Annotated in this window: 26 protein-coding genes; 13 read left to right on the top strand and 13 right to left on the bottom strand. The window is 50.2% G+C overall.

Annotation, left to right across the window (positions count from 1 at the left end):
- The first annotated feature begins 138 nt into the window (after positions 1-138).
- Entirely contained in the window at positions 139-2,610 is a 2,472-nt protein-coding gene (locus tag ACSTTG_RS17480) for a LamG-like jellyroll fold domain-containing protein (protein ID WP_438475702.1), read from the top strand.
- A gap of 57 nt (positions 2,611-2,667) precedes the next feature.
- The gene (locus ACSTTG_RS17475; protein WP_438460311.1) at positions 2,668-3,264 is read left to right on the top strand and encodes a HupE/UreJ family protein; all 597 of its coding nucleotides are present in this window, start codon (positions 2,668-2,670) and stop codon (positions 3,262-3,264) included.
- Between the two features lie 118 nt (positions 3,265-3,382).
- Here the strand turns inward: ACSTTG_RS17475 and ACSTTG_RS17470 are convergent, their stop codons facing one another.
- The 4 genes from ACSTTG_RS17470 to tsaA form a co-directional block, all read right to left on the bottom strand.
- Positions 3,383-3,574, bottom strand: coding sequence for a DUF4250 family protein (locus ACSTTG_RS17470; protein ID WP_438475701.1), 192 nt, complete (start codon positions 3,572-3,574; stop codon positions 3,383-3,385).
- On the bottom strand, positions 3,574-3,780 hold the full coding sequence (locus ACSTTG_RS17465) for a YaeP family protein (RefSeq protein WP_438460314.1): 207 nt from the start codon (positions 3,778-3,780) through the stop codon (positions 3,574-3,576). Before ACSTTG_RS17465 ends, ACSTTG_RS17470 begins: the two co-directional genes overlap by 1 nt.
- A 130-nt stretch (positions 3,781-3,910) precedes the next feature.
- Complete coding sequence (locus ACSTTG_RS17460; RefSeq protein WP_438475700.1) at positions 3,911-5,626, bottom strand: proline--tRNA ligase; 1,716 nt, start codon at positions 5,624-5,626, stop codon at positions 3,911-3,913.
- 77 nt (positions 5,627-5,703) lie between these two features.
- Entirely contained in the window at positions 5,704-6,411 is a 708-nt protein-coding gene (gene tsaA, locus ACSTTG_RS17455; protein WP_438460316.1) for a tRNA (N6-threonylcarbamoyladenosine(37)-N6)-methyltransferase TrmO, read from the bottom strand.
- Between the two features lie 331 nt (positions 6,412-6,742).
- On the opposite strand from tsaA, the gene ACSTTG_RS17450 reads away from it, so the two are divergent.
- Positions 6,743-8,332 (top strand): AbgT family transporter, encoded by a 1,590-nt coding sequence (locus tag ACSTTG_RS17450; RefSeq protein WP_438475699.1) that lies wholly within the window; start codon positions 6,743-6,745, stop codon positions 8,330-8,332.
- A gap of 222 nt (positions 8,333-8,554) precedes the next feature.
- Here the strand turns inward: ACSTTG_RS17450 and ACSTTG_RS17445 are convergent, their stop codons facing one another.
- Complete coding sequence (locus tag ACSTTG_RS17445) at positions 8,555-9,004, bottom strand: YaiI/YqxD family protein (protein WP_438475698.1); 450 nt, start codon at positions 9,002-9,004, stop codon at positions 8,555-8,557.
- Positions 9,001-9,288, bottom strand: a complete 288-nt coding sequence (locus ACSTTG_RS17440; protein WP_438460319.1) for a hypothetical protein — start codon at positions 9,286-9,288, stop codon at positions 9,001-9,003. Before ACSTTG_RS17440 ends, ACSTTG_RS17445 begins: the two co-directional genes overlap by 4 nt.
- An 856-nt stretch (positions 9,289-10,144) precedes the next feature.
- On the opposite strand from ACSTTG_RS17440, the gene ACSTTG_RS17435 reads away from it, so the two are divergent.
- The gene (locus ACSTTG_RS17435) at positions 10,145-10,558 is read left to right on the top strand and encodes a GNAT family N-acetyltransferase (RefSeq protein WP_438460320.1); all 414 of its coding nucleotides are present in this window, start codon (positions 10,145-10,147) and stop codon (positions 10,556-10,558) included.
- Between the two features lie 27 nt (positions 10,559-10,585).
- Here ACSTTG_RS17435 and ACSTTG_RS17430 read toward each other — a convergent pair whose 3' ends face one another.
- Entirely contained in the window at positions 10,586-10,888 is a 303-nt protein-coding gene (locus ACSTTG_RS17430; protein WP_438460321.1) for a DUF3301 domain-containing protein, read from the bottom strand.
- Positions 10,889-11,929, bottom strand: coding sequence for a DUF3549 family protein (locus ACSTTG_RS17425; RefSeq protein WP_438475697.1), 1,041 nt, complete (start codon positions 11,927-11,929; stop codon positions 10,889-10,891).
- Positions 11,930-12,019: 90 nt separating this feature from the next.
- On the opposite strand from ACSTTG_RS17425, the gene ACSTTG_RS17420 reads away from it, so the two are divergent.
- Positions 12,020-12,337, top strand: coding sequence for a YqcC family protein (locus ACSTTG_RS17420; protein ID WP_438475696.1), 318 nt, complete (start codon positions 12,020-12,022; stop codon positions 12,335-12,337).
- Positions 12,331-13,050, top strand: a complete 720-nt coding sequence (truC, locus tag ACSTTG_RS17415) for a tRNA pseudouridine(65) synthase TruC (protein ID WP_438475695.1) — start codon at positions 12,331-12,333, stop codon at positions 13,048-13,050. The genes ACSTTG_RS17420 and truC overlap by 7 nt, the downstream gene beginning before the upstream one ends.
- 151 nt (positions 13,051-13,201) lie before the next feature.
- Here the strand turns inward: truC and dxs are convergent, their stop codons facing one another.
- From dxs to xseB, 3 genes are read right to left on the bottom strand one after another with little or no spacing between them, the layout of a single operon-like run.
- Complete coding sequence (dxs, locus tag ACSTTG_RS17410) at positions 13,202-15,067, bottom strand: 1-deoxy-D-xylulose-5-phosphate synthase (protein ID WP_438475694.1); 1,866 nt, start codon at positions 15,065-15,067, stop codon at positions 13,202-13,204.
- Positions 15,068-15,087: 20 nt separating this feature from the next.
- Positions 15,088-15,972 (bottom strand): (2E,6E)-farnesyl diphosphate synthase, encoded by an 885-nt coding sequence (gene ispA / locus ACSTTG_RS17405; protein ID WP_438475693.1) that lies wholly within the window; start codon positions 15,970-15,972, stop codon positions 15,088-15,090.
- A gap of 9 nt (positions 15,973-15,981) precedes the next feature.
- On the bottom strand, positions 15,982-16,227 hold the full coding sequence (xseB, locus tag ACSTTG_RS17400; protein ID WP_438460327.1) for an exodeoxyribonuclease VII small subunit: 246 nt from the start codon (positions 16,225-16,227) through the stop codon (positions 15,982-15,984).
- A 358-nt stretch (positions 16,228-16,585) separates the two neighbouring features.
- Here xseB and pomA point away from each other — a divergent pair, with 358 nt between their 5' ends.
- From pomA to rlmM, 7 genes are all read left to right on the top strand, one after another.
- A complete protein-coding gene (pomA, locus tag ACSTTG_RS17395) occupies positions 16,586-17,350 on the top strand; it encodes a flagellar motor protein PomA (protein ID WP_438475692.1) in 765 nt (254 codons plus the stop codon).
- A 9-nt stretch (positions 17,351-17,359) separates the two neighbouring features.
- Entirely contained in the window at positions 17,360-18,313 is a 954-nt protein-coding gene (locus ACSTTG_RS17390; RefSeq protein ID WP_438460329.1) for a flagellar motor protein MotB, read from the top strand.
- 270 nt (positions 18,314-18,583) lie between these two features.
- The gene (gene thiI / locus ACSTTG_RS17385) at positions 18,584-20,032 is read left to right on the top strand and encodes a tRNA uracil 4-sulfurtransferase ThiI (RefSeq protein WP_438460330.1); all 1,449 of its coding nucleotides are present in this window, start codon (positions 18,584-18,586) and stop codon (positions 20,030-20,032) included.
- 519 nt (positions 20,033-20,551) lie between these two features.
- Complete coding sequence (locus tag ACSTTG_RS17380; RefSeq protein WP_438460331.1) at positions 20,552-21,460, top strand: transcriptional regulator GcvA; 909 nt, start codon at positions 20,552-20,554, stop codon at positions 21,458-21,460.
- Positions 21,453-22,076, top strand: a complete 624-nt coding sequence (locus ACSTTG_RS17375; protein WP_438475691.1) for an alpha/beta family hydrolase — start codon at positions 21,453-21,455, stop codon at positions 22,074-22,076. Before ACSTTG_RS17380 ends, ACSTTG_RS17375 begins: the two co-directional genes overlap by 8 nt.
- Entirely contained in the window at positions 22,069-22,485 is a 417-nt protein-coding gene (locus tag ACSTTG_RS17370) for a DUF423 domain-containing protein (RefSeq protein ID WP_438475690.1), read from the top strand. The genes ACSTTG_RS17375 and ACSTTG_RS17370 overlap by 8 nt, the downstream gene beginning before the upstream one ends.
- Positions 22,482-23,573, top strand: a complete 1,092-nt coding sequence (rlmM, locus tag ACSTTG_RS17365; RefSeq protein ID WP_438460334.1) for a 23S rRNA (cytidine(2498)-2'-O)-methyltransferase RlmM — start codon at positions 22,482-22,484, stop codon at positions 23,571-23,573. The genes ACSTTG_RS17370 and rlmM overlap by 4 nt, the downstream gene beginning before the upstream one ends.
- 48 nt (positions 23,574-23,621) lie before the next feature.
- Here rlmM and xni read toward each other — a convergent pair whose 3' ends face one another.
- Both xni and ppnN read right to left on the bottom strand, forming a co-directional pair.
- Entirely contained in the window at positions 23,622-24,395 is a 774-nt protein-coding gene (gene xni / locus ACSTTG_RS17360) for a flap endonuclease Xni (RefSeq protein ID WP_438475689.1), read from the bottom strand.
- Between the two features lie 70 nt (positions 24,396-24,465).
- Complete coding sequence (gene ppnN, locus ACSTTG_RS17355) at positions 24,466-25,827, bottom strand: nucleotide 5'-monophosphate nucleosidase PpnN (protein ID WP_438460336.1); 1,362 nt, start codon at positions 25,825-25,827, stop codon at positions 24,466-24,468.
- Between the last annotated feature and the right edge of the window lie 10 nt (positions 25,828-25,837).

Raw genomic sequence — 25,837 nt, 5'->3', positions numbered from 1 at the left:
GTAAGTGTCAGTTTTTATTGATCTAAATGAATATTATGCGAACAGTTCATGACTGTCATATTCTCGCCAACTGCAAAAAATAAGGTTATCCAATCTGGTATATATCAGAATGAATAACCGTTATTTTTTGGAGAGAAAATGCAAGCTTTTAACCTAAAGAGACTCGCGGTCGGTGTGACCCTGGCGCTGGCTTTGACAGGATGTAATTCAAGCTCTGATGACAAGTCGAGTGGTATTCCATTCAACCCGGCTGATTACCTGCTGATCAATGATCCTTACCTGATGTCAGCGCAGGACGACAGTATCGTCGTGAGTTGGCGTACCGACGTCGGCAGTGAATCAAAAGTGTTACTGGGTAGCGAGCCAGGCCACTACACGGATGAGGTCTTCGGCGAGTCACAGCGTCTGGGCTACCAGTATCATTACCATATGGCCACGCTTGGCGGTTTAAAAGCCGGCAAAAAATACTACTACCGCGTGATCACCGATAACACGGCATCGGAAGAGTTCAGCTTTGTTGCCGCCCCTGATGAGCATAAACAAGGCAATTTCCGTTTTGTCGTCATTGGTGACCACCAATATGCTGAAGATGACCGTATCGATCGCTTGGTTAAGGGTGCGCGCCACGTACTTGAAACCCAATACCCACAAGAGGGCGTGCATGCGGCTAGCATGGTGCTAAACAATGGCGACCAGGTTGACCGCAGCACCCTGCAAGACTATCAAGATACCCACTTTGGTAAGATGAAGTACTTATCGGGTGAATTGCCTTTTTACACAGCTCTCGGCAACCATGAGTATTACCAAGACCCGAACGCATCGCTGTACTTTGCCCATTTCAAGTATGACCACCTTGATTACCAAGGTATTCAGCCGCTACCGCAGCACCTTGAAGAATACTATGCATTTAAGAAAGGGCGAGTGTTGTTTGTGATGCTCAATACCGAGGTGAAGCTGAGCAACATGACCGGTGATGAGATGGTGCGCCAAGGTCAATGGGTTAAGGAGTTAGTCGAGACAGCCGATCAGGATGACTCTATCGACTGGATCTTTGCCGTTGGTCACCACCCACTGCGCTCAGAGCTCGGTCAAGGTGATGAGGAAGAGTTGGTTGAGCGCGTCTATACGGCGGAGCTGAATAAGTCGGATAAGTTTGCCATGTACATTGGTGCTCATACCCACAACTATGCTCGCGGCACGTTCCGTGACCACAGTGGTTATCACTTGATCAGTGGTGGTGCGTCGTTTGATGAGTACTGGACTAAGCGTGCAGATGATCCATCCGACTACGAGGCTTTGGTTAATCACAGTGCCGTGAATGACTATCCAGATGTATCGCGTACTCAACAAGTGCATAACTTCCAATTGGTCGATATTGACTTGGCGACCGATGAGGTGATCATCCAAACATGGTCAACTGGTAACGTAGTGAACCCATCGGATGAGCCATTCCTACTGGATGAGTTTAGATTGAACAAAGAGGGTATTGGGCCAGATACGCCATCGATCAATCTATCATCAACGTCACTGGATATGAGTAGCGATACACTTGAGATTTCTTTGTCGGATTACCATAGCATGGTGGGCGCTGAGATGTTTAGTACCGAGTTTGTCATCGGTAAACTTAACCCTTATACCACCCAGTGTGAGGTTCATACCGCTGAACTCAACGTCAAGCACGATATTGAGAATATCTTTGGCGCAGAAGCGGATGAAGACTGGTTTGGTATTGACCGAAATAAAGACCACGACATCAGCAAACTCTTTATTGGTATAGACCACGACTTCTACATCGACTATGAACTGCCAAACGGAGAGTTCTGTGTGATGGGTCGCTATCGTGATGAGATGCAGCGCTGGTCTGGCTGGTCAGCACCTGAGACTATCGAGGTACACAACAGTGAAATGGTTGCGCAGGACTTTGGACCAACCATTAGTATCTCTCTTGATGACGAGTTATTGGCAGCACAGTCTAGTGTCGTCGAGGCGGAGCCTGTGATTAGCGGTGAGTTTGAGATTGTAGATGATCAAGAGCGTGGACGCGTTTTGCATACCGGCTTTGATGGCGAAACTAAGATCACCTACTTCCCAACAGATGAGGAATCAGAGTCACCAAATGATTGGTTAGGCAATGACCAGATCACCTTCTCGTTGTGGTTAAAACCAAACACAATCGGTGACTGGGGCTGTTACATGGGTAACGGTCAGCGCACTAAGAGTGGCTTCTGCTTGGGTACACGTCAGCGAACCATGTGGGCGACCGGTATCGCCGCTGAGCGTGCTGAAACAGGCGAACACGAAGGCTTTACCTACCTACGTGCCACCGAAGACTTCGCTGAAACTGGCGTTTGGTCTCACCTAGTTACGACGTACGACAACCGTATGGTACGTCTATACCTTAACGGCGAGCTTATTGCCGAGGATGAGAAGGGTGCCGAGCTAAAGTGGGATGTGACGACCAATGGCAATGTGTTCAATCTTGCTTCTGCTTGGTCTGACAGTGATGGCAATATCGAACGCTACTTCCAAGGCTACATGAGTGATGCTCAGGTCTGGGATCGAGCCCTTAGCCCTGACGAGATTGAAGCTATCTATCAGCAGCAAAAGTAAGTGAAAAGTACCAAAGTAGTGGAGATGGCTGCCTAGTCGTTAGGCAGCCAAATTAAGATGAAGTTATTAGCCCTGTTTATTCTGCTGGTCTCAAGCCCAGCACACGCGCATATCCGAGTGATGGATGCGGGTTTTTTTGATGGCATTATGCACCCTGTGATAGGCGTCGACCACTTTATGGCGATGCTCTCAGTTGGGATCATCAGTGCCCGCCTTGGCGGTAAGTATATCTGGAGTTTACCTGGCTGTTTTATGCTGGCGATGGTATGTGGCGCGGCATTTGCGATGGGGGGCGTTAGGTTAATTCTGATTGATTTTGCGATTGCAATGTCGGTACTGATCTTAGGTATCGCAATTTTCACCAGTTATAAACCTGCGGTGATCATTGGCGCACTGGGAACGTGTTTTTTTGGCGTCTTCCACGGTTACGCACATGGATCTGAAATACCAAGACTGGGAAATCCCGAGGCGTTTATCTCTGGCTTTTTAGTCGGAACCGCTCTGATCCATCTAGGGGGCGTGCTGCTGGGTAAATTAGCAGAGAGCAAGCAAGGCTTTAGAGAGTATCTTAACTATGCTGGCGCCGCTTTTGCGGGTATCGGTGGCTATCTGGTCACGGAATATATTCCGTTGTTAATGATGATGTATCGATAAACAAAAAAGGTGGCGAGGAGCGAGGACACTTCGTTTCGAGGAGCAAGAAATGTGCAAAGAGCACGAAACTCCTCGAATCCCGTAGGGCAACGCCCGTCCTCGCGCCTCGCCCCTTTATTTATCTAAATTGGCCCGCGTCAGGCAAAAACTCAAACCCAGCTTTTGCTAGCTTGGCTTCCAGTGCCGCCTTATCTATCTCGAAGAACGCCACGAGCTTATCTAGATCACCGCCAAAGTCATCGCGCAGTTTCATGTTAGCGATACTCATGAGCATAATGGGATCCATGCTCTCGAAGTTAGCCAGGTTCATTACTTATCCTCGAAGTCCGAGATCAGTAGGTTGGCTGCGGCAAAGGCGGCTTTTTCGCGCGCTTCTTTGGGTAGAGACTCATCGGCCGCAATCTCATTCAGCGCTTTTACTGCACAGGTTATCGCCTGTGGGATGTAGGCTTGATCGCCACTGCCAATCTGAGCGTAAAGCTCGCGAACTAATTCACAACAACCGTAAACTTGCATGATGTTTCCTTCTTGAAGGTCTAATCGACCGTATTTTTAACTGCCGACCAATATACACATCGGGGTTTGCAAATACAAAAAAGGGCTGACACTGATGGTCAACCCTTTGATATCAAGCAAGCTTTGATAATTAGCTTAGTTGTGCTTTCACATGCTCAACGATGTCTGCCATCGCCACTGCTGTTTTCTCACCCGAGCGGCGGTTCTTGTACTCGAAGTTGCCTTCTTTCATACTGCGATCGCCAATCACGATAGTGTGAGGCACGCCAACCAGCTCCATATCAGAGAACATCACGCCTGGGCGCTCTTTACGGTCATCAAACAGAACCTCGATGCCCATCGCGGTCAGTTCAGCGTACAGCTTTTCAGCAGCCGCTTTCACTTCTTCAGACTTATGCATGTTCATTGGCACGATCGCAACCTGGAATGGCGCGATTGCGTCTGGCCAGATGATGCCGTGCTTGTCGTTGTTTTGCTCGATAGCCGCGGCGACGACGCGCGATACACCGATACCGTAACAGCCCATCTCTAGGATCACGTTCTTGCCATCAGGGCCAAGTACGCCACAGTTCATCTTCTCTGAGTAGTTAGTACCCAGCTGGAAGATATGGCCAACTTCGATACCACGCTTAAGTGAGATAGTGCCTTGACCACATGGGCTTGGGTCACCTTCAACCACGTTACGTAGGTCTTCGATTTGACCAAGCTCTGCGTCACGACCCCAGTTAATGCCAAAATAGTGCTTGTCATCAACGTTAGCGCCGGCGCCAAAGTCGCTCATTACTGCCACGGTGCGGTCTACGATAAATGGTAGCTCTAGGCCGACTGGGCCAAGTGAGCCTGGACCTGCGCCGATCAGTGCGCGGATCTCTTCTTCTGTCGCCATCTCAAGAGGAGAAGCGACCTGTGCGAGGTTTTCTGCTTTAACTTCATTAAGTTCGTGGTCGCCACGGATGATCAGGGCGATGATGTCGGCATCAACTTCTTCAGACGCTTTAACAAACAGTGTCTTAACCGTCTTTTCGATTGGCAGGTCAAACTGCTCAACCAGTTCAGCGATGGTCTTGGCATTTGGCGTATCAACCAGAGTCATCTCTTGTGTTGGCGCTGACGCTTCTGCCGCTGGTGCCAGTGCTTCTGCTTTTTCGATGTTCGCCGCGTAGTCTGACTCAGAAGAGAAGGCAATCAAGTCTTCGCCGCTTTCAGCCAGTACGTGGAACTCGTGCGAGCCGCTGCCGCCGATCGCGCCAGTGTCTGCCAATACCGGGCGGTAGTCGAGACCCATGCGATCAAAGGCTTTACAGTAAGCGGTGTGCATCGCTTCGTAAGAGGCTTTTAGACCCTCTTTATCGATATCGAAGCTGTACGCATCCATCATCGAGAATTCACGTGCGCGCATCACGCCAAAACGCGGACGACGCTCATCACGGAACTTGGTCTGGATCTGGTAAAGGTTTAGCGGCAACTGCTTGTAAGAGCTCACTTCATTGCGCACAAGGCTAGTGATCACTTCTTCTGCCGTTGGGCTAAGAACAAACGGACGCTCATGGCGGTCAGTAAAACGCAGTAGCTCGGCGCCCATTTTCTCGCTGCGGCCAGTCTCTTCCCATAGCTCAAACGGCTGCACTACGGGCATCAAAGTCTCAACTGCACCTGCATTATCGATCTCTTGGCGAACGATGTTTTCGACTTTACGCAGCACACGTAGACCGGTAGGTAGCCAGGTATAAAGACCTGAAGCTAGCTTACGGATCATACCTGCACGAAGCATCAGCTGGTGGCTGATCACTTCTGCGTCGTTTGGAGTCTCCTTCAGAGTAGAAAGAAGATAGTTACTGGTACGCATTCTATGGTATCCGTTTCATCATATTATATGGACCCCTCACAAGGAGGGAATAAAGTTAAGCCGTGTATGATATCAGTCTATTGGTCTGGTCTAAAGTCTTCTATGGCGCTAACCGTGACTAAGTTGCCCGCCACCTGGAATTTGACGTTCATATCGTACAAATTGACCGCATATTCTTTACTGTCTGGCTTACTCTTTTTATAGGCGGGTCTTGGGTCTTGTGCCAATACCTGGCCGATAACCAGCTTTTCTTGCTCGCCATCAAGGCGCTGCTCAAGAAACTGGCTCGCGATAGGGCTAAACTCAACCGCTTTAGTTTGTGGCTCCGCATCTGCATAGCCTCCCTGGGCGCCTTCGATAGCGTCACTGTAGGGGATATAAGGCTTGATATCGACGATAGGTGTGCCATCGACCAGGTCGACGCTGCCGAGCTCAAGGTAAATCTGATCGCCTTGCTGAGTAATGCCATTGACCTCGACGGCAGACATGCCAATGCCATTGGGGCGAAAGGTTGAGCGCGAGGCAAACACACCGATACGCTCATTGCCGCCAAGGCGAGGGGGTCTGACGGTGGGTTTCCAGCCAGCTGCTAGGTTTTGGTCAAACAGAAACAGTAGCCAGGCATGAGAGAAGGCATCAAGGCCACGCACCGCCTCTAGGCAGTTAGCCTCACCTTGCAGTTTTACCCGTGCGCTTGCGGCAGGAACCAGTCTTGGCTGGCGAGGAACGGCAAATTTTTCCTTATAGGGGCTCTCAATAACCCCGATGGGAGTGATGGTAAACATTGATCAAGTTCACAAAAATGGCATTAGGTGTGATCATTATATCGAAATTTTAACCCTTAGATAAAACAGCACAGACGATTCGTCTTTTTATTGAGCAAATTATTAGTGTTTTCGTGCGTTACAGAAACATCGACTTGGTAATTTTTCTGTATTTATTATGTTGCCATTTTATTCTTTTTTAGCTTTTTTGTGTAATTTATTCGGTTTTTCCGGATATTTATTGCGGATTTATTCCTTTTTACCCTTCATTTTCTTGGCGCAGTGCAGTAATCTGCGCCTGCTTCGTGTTTCGTTCGCACGCAGCCACAACAGAATATTAAGGAGGGAACAGGTGAGTTCATCTGCTTCAATTAAAGATACAAACACACAAAAGAAGTCGCCATTTACGCGCTTTCTTGACGCGGTAGAATATTTAGGGAACCTACTGCCACACCCAATCACACTATTTGCTATCTTCTGTTTAGCAATCGTAGTCACTTCAGGTATTGCAGGCTACTTCGGCGTCTCAGTCGTTGACCCTCGCCCAGAAGGCGCTGCCGGTCGTGCTGCTGACGGCATGATTCATGTAGTGAGCCTACTCAATGCTGATGGCCTTGAGCGTATCGTTACTAATCTGGTCTCAAACTTTGTTGGTTTTGCTCCTTTAGGTACCGTATTGGTTGCGTTGCTTGGTGTTGCTATCGCTGAGCACTCAGGTCTACTATCTGCGGCAATGCGTGGCCTTGTAATGGGCGCATCAACACGCATGGTTACCGTGACGGTTGTTTTTGCCGGTATCATCTCGAACACGGCTTCAGAGCTGGGTTATGTCGTTCTAATCCCTCTGGCAGCGATGCTATTCCACTCTATGGGGCGTCACCCTCTAGCGGGTCTAGCAGCAGCGTTTGCTGGTGTCTCTGGTGGTTACTCTGCAAACCTTCTAATTGGTACGGTTGACCCACTGCTTTCTGGTATCACCGAGACAGCAGCTCAAATGATTGACCCGACTTACGGTGTTGGTCCAGAGGTTAACTGGTACTTTATGTTCGTATCGACCTTCTTCATCTCATTTGCGGGTGCATTCGTAACGGAGAAGCTGGTTGAGCCAAAACTTGGCAAATACAACCAAGAAGAAGCAGCAGAAGACCTATCGGGTGACACCATGGGTAAACTGACCGATACCGAGAAGAAAGGCCTGAAAATGGCAGGTATCGCCCTGTTGGTTGTGAGTGCACTTATCGCTTGGACTGTAGTCCCTGAAAACGGCATTTTGCGTACGGCTGATGGTCAAATTGCTGGCTCACCATTCCTAAGAAGTATTGTTGCCTTTATCTTCGTCTTCTTCGCTGTTCCTGGTTATGTTTACGGCCGTACAACGGGCGTCATGAAGACTGACCGTGATGTGATTAACGCAATGTCAAAATCGATGTCTTCAATGGGCATGTACATTGTATTGGTCTTCTTTGCAGCACAATTTGTGGCGTTCTTTAGCTGGACTAACTTTGGTCAAGTTATCGCGGTAACTGGCGCTGAGTTCCTACAGAATATCGGTCTGACAGGTCCAACTCTGTTCTTCGCCTTTATCCTAATGTGTGGCTTTATCAACCTAATGATTGGTTCTGCGTCTGCGCAGTGGGCGGTAACAGCACCTATCTTTGTTCCTATGCTGATGCTCGTTGGCTATGCACCAGAAACCATTCAGGCGGCATACCGTATCGGTGACTCAACCACTAACATCATCACACCAATGATGAGCTACTTTGGTCTGATCCTTGCTGTTGCAACACGCTACATGAAGAACCTAGGTATCGGTACCCTGATCGCAACCATGCTGCCATACTCAATGGTCTTCCTTGTAGGTTGGTCACTACTATTCTACATCTGGGTATTCGTTCTAGGTCTACCAGTAGGCCCAGGCGCAGCAACCTACTACACGCCTTAATTTTCTCTGGCGCTGTAAAAACACTAAAAAAACCTGCCATTTGGCAGGTTTTTTTTAGGTTCGAGGAGCGGGGTTCACTTCGTTCCGAGGAGCGAGTAATTTTTCACGTGTTATTATTTCCCCGTGCCTTATTTTGCTTCGAGTAGCTTATCGCGTGGTATAAACTCCTCGCCCCCCGAAGGGCAAAGCCCGTACTCGAACCTCGCAGGGCGAAGCCCGAACCTATTTTTTTCTTTTCGCGAGCCAACGATCAAGCTGGTTGGCAAACTCACGTCGCTCGGTTTGGCTTAGCGCCGCTGGTCCGCCAGTTTGAATGCCGCTTGAGCGCATCGTGTCCATAAAGTCTCGGATATTCAGTCGCGCTTTGATGGTCTCTTTGGTGTAAAGCTCGCCGCGAGCGCTAAGTGCAAGGGCGCCTTTGCTAATCACTTCATCCGCGAGGGGAATATCGGAGGTGATCACCAGATCGCCGCTCTCGCAGCGCTTAACGATCTCGTTATCCGCAATATCAAACCCTGCAGAGACTTGCAGTGAGCGAATATTGTCGCGCTTGGGCAGTGGGATCGCGTGGTTAGCAATAAACGTGCACATCACCCCTGTGCGCTCCGCAGCGCGAACGAGGGTTTCTCGGATCACCTTTGGGCAGGCATCGGCATCGACCCAGATACTCATGCTTTACCCTCAAGCTTGGCTTCGAGCTGCTCGATACGCAGAGTCAGTGCTGCCACCTTTGCTTCAAGCGCACTGAGTTTGTCAGTACTCTCACTCGGTGCCGCGACCTCAACTTTCGGCACTCGGCTGGCATTTTTCCAAGACTTGATAGCGGCAATCAATGCCGGCATTGGTACATTAGTGGATAGTCGGGCTTTAACTAAAGCCACGCTAGGCTCTTTGCCCAAGGCGTGGACTTGCTCAATCGCTCGCTCAATCTCTTGAGTCACATCTTTGGTAAGCATAGGTGCTCCCTTAGAATCATTAGTGGGTGAAATCAAATTGACGTATGGGCGTCATAATAGCGATTCTAGTGTCAATAGTGGAGCGATTTTGATGACCCGTGATTGATAGCGCAATGGGCGTTGACGTGTAAGAGATCTCTCACACACAGTGTAAGAGTTTATTGTTTATATCAGCGAAATTGTCTGTCACTCTTTCATAACTAAATGATCTAGCGGGCTTTTATCGTTGTAGTTCGTTTTCTCGAGTAAAAGAATACGTGCCAGAGCATTGAGCAACTACCCCTAAAGGCGTAGATTAAAGGTGTCGACAGGGAGTCGGCACAAAAGGAAAAATCACTTCATGGAGCGAAGTGAATAAACAAGGTAGTTGGTTAGGAAAGCCCAAGGATTCGGTTTACAGGACGTAACCAAGGAAGACAGGAAGACGCCTTAGGATGGGGCAGGAAACGCATTTAGGATGAATGCCAGGGACACCACTCAGGGATAGGGTGACGTAACCTTTCGAGGATGAAAGGTGTAAGGATACTCAAGGACACCGCTAGGCAAGGCGATGAATGGATAGCTGAAGGAATCGGCACTATTACGGAAGATGCATGGAGCCTATTTTGTAGCCGGATTGCTGCGAGTAAGACCCTAGCCCCGATGCGCAAGTATCGGGGCTTTCTATTTGTTGTGGACATCTACTAATCGCATCCTGCGCGGCATTGTCTAACTGCCCAATGTTTCGACTCAGTTTATTTATCGCTCCACGTTTGCTTTGCCTAACTATTTGTATCGAGAGGCTATCGTGACGCAGGTAACTCAACGGACTTTGTTGCTTCCGTATCACAACAATGAATTTAGAAATGAATTCGTCATGCTCAATTGCAAGGCGAACAACCACGACGAGGCCAGGCCAAAAACCACGGTCGCGCGGGCAAAGCAGCAGTTTGATGCTATGTGTCAGGACGACAACGGTTGCTCGATCGCCGTGGTGCTCAGTCGCACCAATGAGTACATTGGTCATATCAGTATTGCCGATCTCAACACCCAGCCCCGACTCAGTTTTATTTTTGATCGCGATGTATGGGGACAGGGGCTCGCCAGTGAGGCGCTCAAAGCGTTCTTGCCTAGGGCGGTGGTTCGACTTGGCTTGCAAAGCGTAACTGCGAGCGTGCGACAAGGGCAAAATAGTGCTAGTCACTTATTGACCAAGCTAGGCTTTGCACACACTGGGCTAGGTCATGATGAGCAAGGCACTTTCCAAGAATACCAGTACAGCTTGGCGTAACGTGGTTTAGTTGCCTGCCAAGCTGCGTTACTGCATCCGATGCGGTGGCAGGGCAAAGTTCATCGGCCTGAAACCTATCATAGTTAGCTCGCCGGTATAACAATCATCACCTAAAGCAGAAAACTCAAACTGATAGACTGTATGCCAACGCCAGCGTCCCGCTGGCGTTTTAAAGCGGTGGGCTCCAAGGGCAATGCTGACCAGTTGAAGGTCCAGTTGGTCACATTTGCGCTGGATGGCGGTTTTAGCTAACTCCGCTTGGCGGCGCTGTTGCCAAAACGCAAAACACAGCAAACTCAGGCCTAATATCGCCAGCAGATCTCCTATCATCTAATTTCCTTTTGTTAGTGTTTGCAGCTGCGTCAGTGCATGTGCAAGCTCGGCTGAGGGGTTGCTGTGCAGCAGTGGCAAGAAAACAATGCGTAGTTCAGGGAGCATAACCAAGTCAGCAAAGATTTGGTTAAACAAGGCTTGATTGCCAGTTTGTGCCAGGCGTAGAAGGTATTTCTCAGCAGTGCTCGGCGTTGCCAACCAGTGCCAACAGCGCCCGGCAATGGCAATCAGCACCTCTGGGTGGCTCAAGCGTGGGCTATTGAGAATGGCTTGATACTGTGGCTCAACCTCACTGGCAGTCGCGCCCGATAGTGAGCGCACTAGCGCCGAGAGAAGAAACAGGTCAGGCTCGTGACTGTCAATCTGCGCTTGGGTTAGTTGGCATAGCTGGGCGGTTAGTGCCTTAGGCAGCGATACATGCTCAAGCGCCCCCAGTAGGGCGTAGAGTGGTTCATTAGGCAGGTGAGTGAGCGACTGGCTGATTTCGGTACGATTTGGCTTAAGGTTTAGACGCGCCGCCATGTCAGTAATGCCTTGCAGGCCAACTGTTTGCCAATTAGCCCAGCCCATATCACCGGTGAAGTAATGCTGTGCATGCTCGTAGTATTGACTGGTAGCAAGCTCAAGCTTTGCCCGCACTAGACTGTGGAATACGGCCATTTTGTCTTCAGAGGGCTTAAAGGTGAAGGGATTATTGGCCAGTTTTTGCTGTTGCTCTTCACTCATTTCGGTGCTGAGACGCGCTCCCATCGCCTCAAGCACATACTTAATAAACTGACCAACGCTGGCCTGTTTGAGCAATCCACGCTCATCGAGTTCAAATTTGATAAACCAGATCCACGGTTGCTTGTTATGGTTCCAGTAAGCAATGCCCAGTTGAGCGTGACGCTGAACCGGATATGGATATGGCTGCAATCCCTGCTCAACCTTGGCAAAAGTCTCGTTATCGATCGCCTGGATACGACGGCCAAGGTCAAAGATTTGATAGTGACAGCCGCTATTGTTCAGCAGCTCGGTAAGGGTATGCAGGGTTTCCATGTTCGCTCGGCAATAAAAGAGAATATTACCTTGTTAAATGGTATCCTTAGCGCCATTTTCAAGGTCTAGACTCAATTTACTTGGTGAATCATGTCACGTAGTCAACGCGTTTCCGAGCTCTTGCTTGAGCTTGAGCAAGCTATGCGCAAAGGCGGTCTCTTGCAAAGCTCAGCCCCCAGTGCTGAAAAGCTTGCTAGCCGTCAGCCGTTTGCAATCGATACTCTCACTCCAGAAGAGTGGTTACAGTGGATATTCATTCCTCGTATGCGCGAGATGATCAACTCGCAGCAGCCATTGCCAGTTGGTTTTGAGATAAGCCCTTACTTTGAACAGGCTTGGCAACCGTCTGAGCGCCGCGCATTGTTGGCATTGATCAGTGAGTTAGATAAGGCCTTTGCAGCATGCTAGAAATCATCTATCAAGACGACTATTTAGTCGCGGTTAACAAACCTGCGGGTATGCTGGTCCACCGCTCTTGGCTTGATAAGCATGAGACACAATTTGTGATGCAAACCCTACGCGATCAGATAGGCCAGCACGTGTTTCCTCTTCATCGGCTTGACCGTCCAACATCGGGCGTGCTGGTCTTTGCTCTGTCGAGTGAGGTCGCCGCACAGGTGATGCCGATGTTTGCTAACCACGAGATGGAAAAAACCTATCACGCGGTGGTGCGTGGATGGATAGAGCAGGGGGATGTGCTGGATTATCCCCTCAAGGTTGAGCTCGACAAGATTGCCGACAAGTTTGCCGACCAAGATAAAGAGGCTCAAGAAGCGATTACTGCTTACCAGCCACTGGCCAAGGTCGAGGTGCCGCACTCTACCGGGCGCTTTCCAACCAGCCGCTACTCGCTGATTGAGATGAAGCCAAAAACCGGTCGTAAGCACCAGTTGCGTCGTCATATGCATCATCTCAGTCATCCGATTGTTGGCGATACCACGCACGGTGATGGTCGACACAATCGCTTGTACCGTGAGCACTACGATTGTCATCGCTTGCTCTTGCATGCCTCAACGCTGGAGTTTGTGCACCCATTTAACGGTAAAAAGCTCAAGTTAGCAGCGAGTTTTGACTCGACCTGGCAACAGCTGTTTACTGAGTTTGGGTGGGAACAACCTTAAAAGCGCAGGGGCGAGGTTCGGGTACGCTTCGCTTCGGGGTGCGAGGGGTTTTGTGCACGCTAGAGATTAGTTAGCTATCGGGACTATGAGTAACTCGTTACTAGACCCTAAAAAAAGCAGACTTCTGAAAGTCTGCTTTTTTTGTTAGGGATTATTTGGCTAGGTAGTCTTCGATGGAGCGTTGGATGCCTTGGGCGTTTAGGCCGAGTTCGGTGTAGAGCTCTTGTTGGGAGCCCTGGGCAACGAAGCGGTCGGGTAGGCCAAGGTTGAGCACCGGCTTTAGGAGCTTGCGGCTCATCATAAACTCAAGCACGCCAGCGCCAGCGCCGCCAGCAGTCGTATTCTCTTCAAGCGTCACGAGAACATCATGGCTATTAGCTAGCTCGGTGATCAAATCTTCATCTAGTGGTTTAACGAAGCGCATATCCGCCACTGTGGCATTGAGCTGCTCTGCGGCTGCGATTGCCTCTGGCAGGAAGGTACCAAAGCTTAGGATCGCGACTTTCTCGCCTTGACGCACAATACGCCCTTTACCAATCTCAAGCGCAGTAAATTCTGCTTCAACCTCAGCACCACAGCCACTGCCACGTGGATAGCGCACGGCACTTGGGCCTTGGTGTTTATGACCGGTGTAGAGCATTTGGCGGCACTCGTTTTCATCACTTGGCGCCATGATCACCATATTCGGAATACAGCGCATAAAGCTAAGATCGAACGCACCTTGGTGGGTTTGCCCGTCTGCGCCAACCAGACCGGCACGGTCGATGGCAAACATCACCGGTAAATCCATGATGGCGACATCGTGGATCAACTGGTCATAGCCGCGCTGTAAGAAGGTCGAGTAAATCGCAACGATCGGCTGGTTACCACCAATTGCCAAGCCAGTCGCCAAGGTTACGGCGTGCTGCTCGGCGATGGCAACATCGAAGTACTGATCTGGGTACTGTTTAGAAAAGCGCACCATGCCAGAACCCTCGCGCATTGCTGGCGTGATCGCCATCAATGTCGGGTCTTGTGCGGCCATATCACACAAGAAATCACCAAAGATATTCGAGAAGGTTGGCTTCGCGCCATTATTCTTTGGTAGGCGACTCTGGGCCGGGTCAAATTTGGGCACCCCATGATAGCCAATTGGATCTTTCTCCGCTGGCTCATAGCCCTTGCCTTTCTTGGTCATGATATGCAGGAACTGCGGACCTTTAAGATCGCGCATGTTCTTGAGTGTTTTGACCAAATCCAAAACATCGTGACCATCGACAGGGCCAATATAGTTGAACCCGAGCTCCTCAAATAGGGTCCCTGGGATCACCATGCCTTTCAGGTGTTCTTCGGTGCGGCGAACCAACTCTTTGATTGGTGGTACGCCAGAGAGGACTTTTTTGCCTCCCTCTCGAATCGAGGTGTAGAAGTTACCAGACAGCATTCGCGCGAGTTGATTGTTAAGCGCGCCAACGTTTTCCGAGATCGACATCTCGTTGTCATTAAGCACCACCAGCATATCAGCATCGACATCACCCGCATGGTTCATGGCCTCAAACGCCATGCCTGCGGTGATCGCACCATCGCCAATCACGCTCACGACCTTGCGGTTTTTGCCTTCTTTCGCCGCTGAAATCGCCATGCCTAAGCCGGCACTGATTGAGGTCGACGAGTGGCCAACGGATAGGGTGTCGTACTCGCTCTCTTCTCGCCATGGGAAAGGGTGCAGACCATCCTTTTGACGAATCGTCGACATCTGATCGCGCCGCCCGGTGAGAATTTTGTGCGGATAAGCTTGGTGGCCCACATCCCACACCAGCTGGTCAAACGGGGTGTGATAGACGTAGTGGATTGCCACCGTAAGTTCGACGGTGCCAAGACCAGAGGCCAAGTGTCCGCTTGATTGACTAACTGAGTTGAGTAAATAGGTGCGGAGTTCTTCACATAACTGCGGCAGAACTTCTTTCGGCAGACTGCGAAGTTCTTCTGGGGTATTTGCCAAAGCCAAAGTTGGATATGTTGCAATATCAAGAGTCATTCTTATGTGCGCACTTTTTATTAGTTCTTTCGCTCAATGACATATTGAGCAAATGATTGTAATAGGGTCGTATCATAGGGCACTTCATTTAACGCCTGAAGTGCTTCTTCTAGGAGCAAGCTCGCCTTTTGTTGTGCGCCGTCTAAGCCTAAGAGTGCAGGGTACGTGCTCTTTTGCAGCGCGATGTCTGAGCCTTGCGGCTTGCCCAATGTTTCAGTATCGCTGGTTAAGTCCAGTATGTCGTCTTGAACCTGGAATGCCAAGCCAATAGCCGCAGCAAAGCGGTCCAGTGTTGGCATAACGCCAAGGCCCTTTTCACCCGCGGCAAGCGCTCCTAAGCGGACGGCACAGCGGATCAGCGCTCCTGTTTTATTACGATGGATCTCTTCAAGCTGTTCAAGCGCAACCGCTCGATTTTCTGCTTTTAGGTCGAGGCTTTGCCCGACACACATTCCTTGTGCCCCTGATGCCCTAGCGAGCTCAGAGATGAGTCTAACGCGCATTGGCTCAGCCTCTGGTGACAAAGCACCATCAGCCAAGATGGTGAAGGCGAGTGTTTGCAGCGCATCACCAGTTAGTATAGCGGTCGCTTCGTCAAATTTAACGTGACAGGTTGGCTGGCCCCGACGAAGTTCATCGTCATCCATCGCAGGCAAGTCATCGTGGATCAATGAGTAAGCGTGGATACATTCGATGGCACTGGCGGGTGTGTCAAGGTGTTCAAGTGCTTGGCCAAGCATGCTGCCAACCGCGTAGACCAAAAAAGGTCTCGCTCGTTTGCCACCCAGTAGCAGGCCATGCTTCATCGCTTGGATCAGGGCATCATCTTGATGCGGTAAAGTGGCTAGCCAGCGGTTGAGCTGCTGGTTATTGCGTAATTGATATTCGCTTAAGGCCTCGATCATGATTCGTCTTTATGATTCTGGTTCAGATTGAAAGTCATCGAGCGGTGCATTTTGGCCCTGCTCGAGCAAGATGCTGACGCGCTGCTCGGCTTGTTCGAGTTTCGATTGGCTTGCTCGTGCCAGCGCGATGCCACGCTCGAATTTCTTCAATGCATCTTCAAGGGCAAGGTCGCCATTTTCGAGCTGTTCAACAAGCGTATCGAGCTCTTCAATACTGGCCTCAAAGCTCATATTTTCTGGTTTCTTAGTAGCCATTCAATATCCCTTCTCTAACGAATGTTGGCAAGTTACATGAGGGCAGGGTAATGGTCAAACTTATCAGGCCTTTTTATCACAAAAGTCATTAATTTGTCCGTGATGAGTGTCATGCATGATCAAGCAATAAATTGGCTGGAACTAAGGTATCGTTTTGCATGGTTGAGAGAACGTCAAGGGGAGATAATGGGTAGAAAAATCCACTTTTAACTAAATGTTATCGTCAAGGTGCCGATAATGCAGATATCTGCGTTGATCATACCGGGCAATTTGTTGACCTGAAGTGCAGCATCAATGACATGAACTGAGTTAGAATGGCGGCGATTTTGGCGTTAGAAGTAAACACGAGGAGCATCGAGTGGATTTAGCAACCCTGATAGGGCTAATTGGTGGCTTTTTCTTTGTCACCATGGCAATGGTGATTAGCGGTGGCTTATCAATGTATTTTGAAGTGGTCTCTATCTTGATTGTGGTTGGTGGATCGACTTTTGTCGTTCTGATGAAGTTCACCTTCAGCCAGTTTTTAGGTGCAGCCAGGATCGCGGCCAAAGCGTTTATGTACAAGACTGACTCGCCTGAAGATTTGATTGCCAAGATTGTTGAGATGGCTGATGCAGCGCGTAAAGGTGGCTTTTTGGCGCTCGAGGAGATGGAAATTTCCAACAGTTTTATGCAAAAGGCAATCGATTTGTTGGTTGATGGTCATGATGCCGATGTGGTGCGCACCGCCCTGCAAAAAGACATCGGTCTGACTGATACACGTCATACTTCGGGTGGGGCGGTGTTCCGCTCGTACGGGGATGTGGCTCCGGCGATGGGCATGATTGGTACCTTGGTGGGGCTGGTGGCGATGCTGTCTAATATGGACGACCCGAAGGCGATTGGCCCGGCAATGGCGGTTGCGCTCTTGACGACCTTATATGGCGCAATCCTGGCCAATATGCTGTTTTTCCCTATTGCTGACAAGTTGGCCTTGCGCCGCGAGCAAGAGACGCTCAATCGTCGCCTGATCATGGATGGGGTACTAGCTATCCAAGATGGCCAGAACCCGCGTGTGATAGATAGCTATCTCAAAAACTACCTGAATGAAGGCAAACGCTCTTTGGGCGTTGACGGCGAATAGGGCGGCACCATGGAGCAAGAGAAGTGTAAATGTCCCCCTCCTGGAGCACCCGCTTGGATGTCGACGTTTGCCGACTTGATGTCATTGTTGATGTGCTTTTTTGTCCTGTTGTTGTCTTTTTCTGAGATGGACGTGCTTAAGTTCAAGCAAATTGCAGGCTCAATGAAGTTTGCCTTCGGGGTCCAAAATCGACTCGAGATCCAAGATATTCCCAAAGGGACCAGTATTATTGCGCAAGAGTTTCGTCCTGGTCGTCCTGAGCCGACGCCAATTGATGTGATTATGCAGCAAACCATGGACATCACTCAGCAGACGCTGGTATTTCATGAGGGGGAGTCGGATCGCGCCGGGGGCACCCAGCGCAATGCCGGGCGCATGACGGGTGGACAGTCACCGGATGTTTCTACCCAGCAAAACCAAGACGCTGAGCCTGAGATGGACCAGCAGCAGGCACAAGCCATGTCGCAGGCAATGTCTCAAGAAATGGAGCTACTGGAAGAGTCGCTCAATACGGCTCTCTATCGTGAGATTGAGAGTGGTGCGATTGAGCTTGAAAACCTTGGTCAGCAGATCGTGATCCGCTTACGCGAGCGAGGCGCCTTTCCTGAGGGCTCTGCGTTTCTTCAGCCCAAGTTCCGGCCTCTTGTGCGTCAGATTGCTGATTTGGTCAAAGAGGTGCCGGGCATGATCAGTATTTCGGGCCACACGGATAATTTGCCTCTGCAATCGGAGTTGTACCGCTCAAACTGGGACCTGTCATCACAGCGCGCGGTCTCGGTGGCACAAGAGATGGAAAAAGTCGACGATTTCCCCTATCAGCGAATGCACGTACAGGGCTTTGCTGATACTCAACCGCTCGAGCCCAACGACAATGATGCGGCGCGCTCGCGCAATCGTCGCGTCGAGATAAACATCATGCAGGGCGAGCCACTAGTGGCAGAAGAAGTGCCTCTCAATCCATAAGGTTCAGAATCTTATGCCCTAATTTTCAGCGAGTTACCATGTTATTTATCGCAATGTAAAGGTGGCTCGCCGATTCCCTTTATTTACGTCAGTTGTTAGACATCTGGACGTCATGTATACTCACCGACCTTTAATATACCAACCCAGACAAGGATTTGTTCGATAGGCTTGGTGCCACGCGGCAGCCTCAGGTTGCTATGCTTATAGAGCCTAGTTAGGTCTACCACTCAGTGCTCTTGTATCCGATTACGAACAAATGGCGAAAAAGTTATGAAATTCATTGTAAAGCCCCATCCAGAAATTTTTGTTAAAAGTGAATCGGTGCGCAAGCGCTTCACTAAAATTCTAGAATGCAACATTCGTAACATTATTCAGCGTCGTTCAGAGTCGGTAGCGGTGTTCAACCGCCGTGATCACATCGAGGTGACCTCGGAAAGCGACCAATACTTCAACGAGGTATTGGAAGTGCTGACAATGACGCCGGGTATCCATCACGTGCTTGAGGTGAAGCAGTCAGAGTTTACTGATATGCACAACATCTTTGAGCAAGTGCTGGAGCTTAACGGGCCTAAAATTGAGAACAAGACCTTTGTCGTACGCGCTAAGCGTCGCGGTAAGCATGACTTTACCTCCATTGAGCTTGAGCGCTACGTAGGTGGCGGTCTTAACCAGGCGGTAGAATCGGCGTCAGTTAAGCTACACAAGCCAGAGGTGACCGTAAAAATCGAGATTGCGGGCGACAAACTCAATCAGGTTATCGCGCGTCATAAGGGTCTCGGTGGCTTCCCTCTAGGTACCCAAGAGGATGTATTGAGCCTGATCTCGGGTGGTTTTGACTCTGGCGTCTCAAGCTACCTACACATCAAGCGTGGCTCAAAGACCCATTACTGCTTCTTCAACCTCGGTGGTCCAGCGCATGAGATTGGCGTGAAGCAGGTTGCACACTTCCTATGGAACAAATACGGCTCATCGGCGAAGGTTAAGTTCATTGCGGTGGACTTTGAGCCGGTCGTGGCTGAGATCCTTGAGAAGGTGGATGATGGTCAAATGGGTGTGGTGCTTAAGCGTATGTTTATGCGTGCAGGCGGCATGATTGCGGACAAGTTTGGTATCCAAGCACTGGTTACTGGCGAAGCATTAGGCCAAGTATCTAGCCAAACACTGACTAACCTGCGCCATATTGACGGTGTAACAGACAGCTTGATCCTGCGTCCACTGATTAACTGGGATAAAGAAGACATCATCGACCTTGCGCGTGAGATTGGCACCGAAGATTTTGCCAAGACAATGCCAGAGTACTGTGGCGTGATCTCACGTAAGCCAACGGTTAAGGCGGTGAAAGCCAAGCTGGAAGCCGAAGAAGAGAAGTTTGACTACGCAGTGCTAGACAAAGTGGTCGCGGAAGCGCGCGTGATGGATATCCGCGAGATCGAGGCTGAGAGCCAAGAAGCTGCGCCGGAAGTCGAGCAAGTACAAGATGTCGAGACAGATGCAATTGTCCTAGATATTCGTAGCCCAGAAGAAGAGGACGAGAGCCCACTAGAGATCGATGGTGTAGATGTCAAACACCTACCGTTCTACAAGCTAGGGACTCAATTTGGCGACCTAGACCAACAAAAGACCTACCTTCTGTACTGTGACCGTGGCGTAATGAGTCGCCTCCAGGCGCTGTACCTGCAAGAGCAGGGCTTCAACAACGTGAAGGTTTATCGCCCATAGTTTCGCAGGGGTGATGAAAATTTTAGAGAAAGGCGCAAATCTTTATAGGTTTGCGTCTTTTTTTTTGATTTTTTAGACGAGATGCGAAGAGTCGAGAGGCGAGATCGCGTTGCTGCGAGAGGCGAGAGGGTTCTCACGCGCGCTGAAGCACTCGCTACTCGGAACGCAGTGTAACCCGCACCTCGTCCCTATGTTTTGCCCCTGTGTTTTACGCGCATAAAAAAACACCGCCATGCTAGGCGGTGTAGAAAAAATCTTTTTGACAGACAGGCCAAAATGAATCCAGGAAGTATGGTTTAGTCGCCAAGGAGGTGGCGACCAAACGACTGGTAGAAATCTACCTAAACTCGAAATTCGAGTTTTGCAAACACAACATCATAGCAACCAGCCAATTAATTCTAGAGAGAATTAAGCCGTTCAGGCTCGTTGCTACGGGGAGAAATATAGAATTTCTCTGGCTGTTGAGCAATCGACAAATTATAATGTTTCGGATTAAAAAAACTAATGGAAACTTATCCGATGTCACGCCGACTCCCTCCGCTCAACTCACTCAAGGTGTTTGAGGCTGCTGCCCGCCATCTAAGCTTTACCCGCGCCGCTGAAGAGCTGTTTGTCACTCAGGCTGCAGTCAGTCATCAGGTCAAAGCACTGGAAGAATTTCTCGGCCTTAAGCTGTTTAAGCGGCGCAATCGTTCGTTGCTGCTTACCGAGGAAGGCCAAAGCTATTTTACCGATATTAAAGACATTTTTACCTCGATTGCAGAAGCCACTGATAAGGTGCTTGAGCGCAGTGAAAAGGGCGCTTTGACCATTGCTATGCCGCCGAGCTTTGCCATCGAATGGCTGGTGCCCCGCTTAGCTGATTTTAATCAACAAGAGCCGGACATCGACGTACGTATCAAAGCGGTGGATCTGGATGAAGGCTCACTGACGGACGATGTCGATGTCGCGATTTATTATGGGAGAGGGAACTGGGGTGGATTGCGTGCGGACAAGCTGTATCAAGAATACCTTATGCCACTGTGCGCACCAGCATTATTGCTGGGACAAAAGCCGCTTGAGGCATTAGCAGATCTATCCAAACATACTCTGCTACACAATACCTCACGCAAGGCTTGGAAACAGTTTGTGAAGCAAAATGATCTGACCTCAGTCAATGTCAATCAAGGCCCCATCTTCAGTCATACCTCAATGGTGCTGCAGGCAGCCATCCATGGTCAGGGTATCGCATTAGGTAACAACGTACTGGCACAGTCTGAGCTGGACGCCGGGCGCTTGATTGCCCCGTTTGAACAGGTGCTATTAACCCCGAATGCGTTTTATGTGGTGTGTCATGAGAAGCAAGCGGATATGGGGCGCATCGCCACTTTTCGCGATTGGATGATCGCCAAGGCAAACAGCGAGCAACCGGAGGTGCTCAATGGATAATCGATTAATTGATGGCGGCGGGCAACAGCCGCTGTTTATTTTTGCTCATGGCGCAGGCGCCGATATGACGCATGATTTTATGCAGTCTGTGGCCAGCCAGTTAGCTGAACATGGGGTGCAGGTTATGCGGTTCAATTTTCCTTATATGGTGAAGCGAGCCGAAGACGGTAAACGTCGGCCACCCGATAGAGCACCAAAGCTACTCGAGGCGTTTACGCAAGTGATTGAGAGCGTCGCACCACGCAAGGTTGTGATTGGCGGTAAATCGATGGGAGGGAGAATGGCCAGCTTGCTCATCGACCATCCCAACGTTTTGGCGGTGGCCTGCCTTGGCTTTCCTTTCCATCCCCCGGGAAAGCCAGAAAACTACAAGGGCGAGCACTTGGCGACACTTGATAAGCCTTGTCTCATTTTACAAGGTGAACGAGATGCTTTTGGCAAGCGCGAAGAGTTGGCTGAGTTTGCTTTATCAGACTCGGTGAGAGTGCATTTTATTGCCGATGGTGACCATAGCTTCAAGCCACGTAAACGCTCAGGATTCACTGAGGCGGATAATTTGAGTGCTGCCGCGCAGCACTTGACCGCTTTTGTTAAGGAGCACTCACACAATGCGTAGCCACCATCTACTCGTTTGTGGCGCTGGGCTTAATGGGTTAGCCGTGATGCTGGGGGCGTTTGCTGCACATGGGCTAAAAGGCATGCTTAGCCCGTATCTGCTCGAGGTGTTCCAGACAGGGGTGCAGTACCAGTTTATCCATGCCCTAGCAATTATCGCCTGTGCTATCGTTATCAAACAGCCCGGGACGAGCGAAAAGGCGAAAAAAAATTTCTGCCGCGCCGCAATTTGCTTTATCATCGGCACCCTTTGTTTTAGTGGCAGTCTGTATGCACTGGCGCTGACAGGCATCAAGTGGTTTGGGCCAATAACCCCGCTTGGTGGCATGACATTTATTTTTGGTTGGGGACTGTTTGTTCTCGCCGCACTTCAATCGAATACTAAGCAGAATAACGAGGGTAACTTGTGAAACACTTAATGCTTTACTGCCGCTCAGGCTTTGAAAAAGAGTGTGCTGGTGAAATCCAGGACAAAGCAACTCAGCTGGAGGTGTTTGGCTTTCCTCGCGTTAAAAACCACTCTGGCTTTGTGCTGTTTGAGTGTTATCAAGACGGTGATGCAGAGAAGCTGGTCAAACAGCTGGACTTTAAATCACTGATCTTTGCCCGCCAGATTTTTGCCGTTGCGGCGGAGCTGAAAGATCTGCCGAGTAGCGATCGTATCTCACCGATCCTAAGCGAGTTGGCTGACGTCGAGCATTTCCCACGCTGCGGCGATCTACGCATCGAGACCCCAGATACCAACGAAGCCAAAGAGCTACTCAAGTTCTGTCGTAAGTTTACCGTACCAATGCGTCAAGCTTTGCGTGGTAAAGGCCTATTGCTGGCGAAAGACAACCCGAAAAAGCCGGTGTTGCACTTGTGCTTTGTTGCTCCGGGCCACTGCTTTGTGGGCTACTCATTGACCGAGAATAACTCACAGTTCTTTATGGGCATCCCACGCTTGAAGTTCCCCGCGGATGCGCCAAGTCGTTCTACGCTTAAACTCGAAGAGGCGTTTCACGTGTTTATTCCACGTGATGAGTGGGATGAGCGTCTTGCTTCAGGCATGTGGGGTGTTGACCTTGGTGCCTGTCCAGGTGGTTGGACGTATCAATTGGTCAAGCGCTCGATGTTCGTCCATTCGGTGGATAATGGCATGATGGCCGACAGCTTGATGGAAACGGGCCAGGTTAAGCACCATCAAGAAGATGGGTTTAAGTTTGAGCCAGCGCGTAAGAACGTCACATGGCTGGTGTGTGACATGATCGAGAAGCCATCGCGTGTCGCTCAACTGATGGGTGAGTGGATCATCCGAGGCTGGGCAAAAGAAGCGATCTTTAACCTCAAGCTGCCAATGAAGGGGCGTTATGATGAGGTGCTTGATGATATCGAGAATTTAAAGCTGTTTCTGATTGAGAATGGAGTCAAGTTTAAGCTTCAAGCTAAGCACCTTTATCACGATCGTGAAGAGATCACGGTTCACGTGCAGTGCTTATCAAATATCTCTCCTCACTAATCAGTGAGAGTGTGAGACAGTAAAAGGGAGCCAATCGGCTCCCTTAGTTTATTCTGATGGTGCGTAACGAATATCTTGCAGGTTAAAACCGAGTTCAATATCGGTTTTAAGGGCTGATACTTGCTTAGATAGACGCGCAGACTCGATGTGTTGGTCAAACTTCTTGCGATATTTGGCCGCTAGTTCGTCTGAGGCATGAGCCGCTTCGATATCTGGGTATTGAGTGAGGATGTCTTTGGCGGCTTTGGGGCCGATACCGGGGATCCCAGGTACCTGGCTTGAGCTTACCCCGGTCAACCCCCAATAATCGGCGAGTTGATTGGGTGTCACGCCAAACTCTTTCTCGATAAACGGCGCGTCGAGCCAGCGGTGCTGGAAATAGTCACGGATTTGCAGCGTGGGTGAGAGCAACTGACAATAACCTTTATCGGTTGAGATAATGGTGACTTTTTCGCCATGACTGGCCACCTTGACCGCGAGGGTAGCGACCAGATCGTCGGCCTCATCCCCCTCAGACAACAGCGAATCAATACCAAGCTCCCACCACGCTTGTTGAATGCGGTCTAATCCGTTGAGAAGGGGCTCCGGCATTGGTTTACGGTTGGCCTTGTAATCTGGCAGCAGCTCTGCGCGCCAGCCGCGCTCTTGCAGATGATGATCAAACACCGCAATGATATGCGTGGGTTCACTCTCGTTGATTATTCGCTTCAGGGTGCGCTCAGTGGTGGTAATCGTGCGCGTGATATCGCTTGGATCAGGCTGAGCAGAGTGCACGCGGCGAATGAGGTTCAAGGCGTCAATAATAACCAGGTGAAGAGACATAACGATCCAAAAAAATAAGGGCTTAATCGCCCTTATTGTAAACAATGTGCTGTGGAATGTCAGCGACGGATCAGTTGGCGATGATCTTGTAACACGGCACATAAGCACTGCCTCCGGGCAGCTTCATCCGTCCTTGGTCGACAAAGTCTTGCAGCAGCTTATCCATTTTTTTCATCAGTGTGCGGTCGCCATGCAACTCAAATGGGCCATGTCGCTCAATTTCGCGGATCCCCTCAGCTTTGACATTCCCAGCCACTATCCCCGAGAAAGCTTGGCGCAAGGCGGCGGCCAAATTTTCCGGTCGCTGATTGAGGTGCAGATCCAGCGCCGCCATATTGTCGTGATTGGGGTCAAATGGCAGCTGAAACTCTGGCGCAATCTTGAGTGACCAGTTAAAACTATACGCATCCTCATTCTCGCGCCGATGGCTGCGCACTGCTGTCATCGCTTGTTTCATCGCACGCGCGGCCTGAGCAGGGTCGTCAATCACTATGCTGTAGAGCTGTTGTGCTTGCTCACCTAAGGTATCACCGATAAAGCGGTCGATAGAGCGGAAGTACTCCTCGCTCTCTTTCGGCCCAGTAAGGACGATGGGTAGCGGCTGATCGGCATTTTCTGGGTGCATCATGATGCCTAAGATATACAGCAGCTCTTCCGCGGTGCCTGGGCCTCCCGGGAAAATGATGATGCCGTGAGCAACGCGGACGAAGGCCTCAAGACGCTTTTCGATATCCGGCATGATCACCAGCTCATTGACGATTGGGTTTGGCGGCTCAGCCGCGATAATGGAGGGCTCTGTCAGCCCAATATAGCGCTGATTGGTGTAGCGCTGCTTAGCGTGGCCGATAGTCGCGCCCTTCATTGGCCCCTCCATCGCACCAGGGCCGCAGCCGGTACAGATATTCAGTTCACGCAGGCCAAGCTCAGCACCGACCTCTCGGGTGTATTGATATTCGGTGGGATTGATGGAATGGCCCCCCCAGCAGACGATAAGGTTTGGGTCCGTACCGGGGATCAGGGTGCTGGCGTTACGCAGAATACTAAATACGAGGTTGGTGATGTGCACCGCATTGGTGAGGTTATAGCGTTGATTATCTGCCAGGTGCATATTGACATAGACAATGTCGCGCAGCACGGCGAAGAGATGCTCTTGGATCCCTTTGATGATTTCGCCATCGACAAATGCTTGGTCGGGCGCATTGGTTAACTCAAGTTTGATGCCGCGCTCACGGCGCATGACGGCAACGTCGAATGATTTATGTTGGTCCAACAGCTCCTTGGAGTTATCGGTGTGGCTGCCAGAATTGAGCACCGCTAAGGTGCAGTTACGATACAATTGGTAGAGCTCGCTAGATGCGGTTTTTTTTAATCGTTCCACCTCAAGCTGAGAAAGCAAGTCCATGCTACCCGCGGGACTAATATGGGTGATCATAAAAACCTCC

This window comes from Vibrio glycogenivorans (assembly GCF_051660965.1).
In the GTDB taxonomy this organism is placed as follows: domain Bacteria; phylum Pseudomonadota; class Gammaproteobacteria; order Enterobacterales; family Vibrionaceae; genus Vibrio.
Note: the sequence above shows the minus strand (reverse complement) of the source record. Positions and strands in the feature narration are given on the sequence as shown.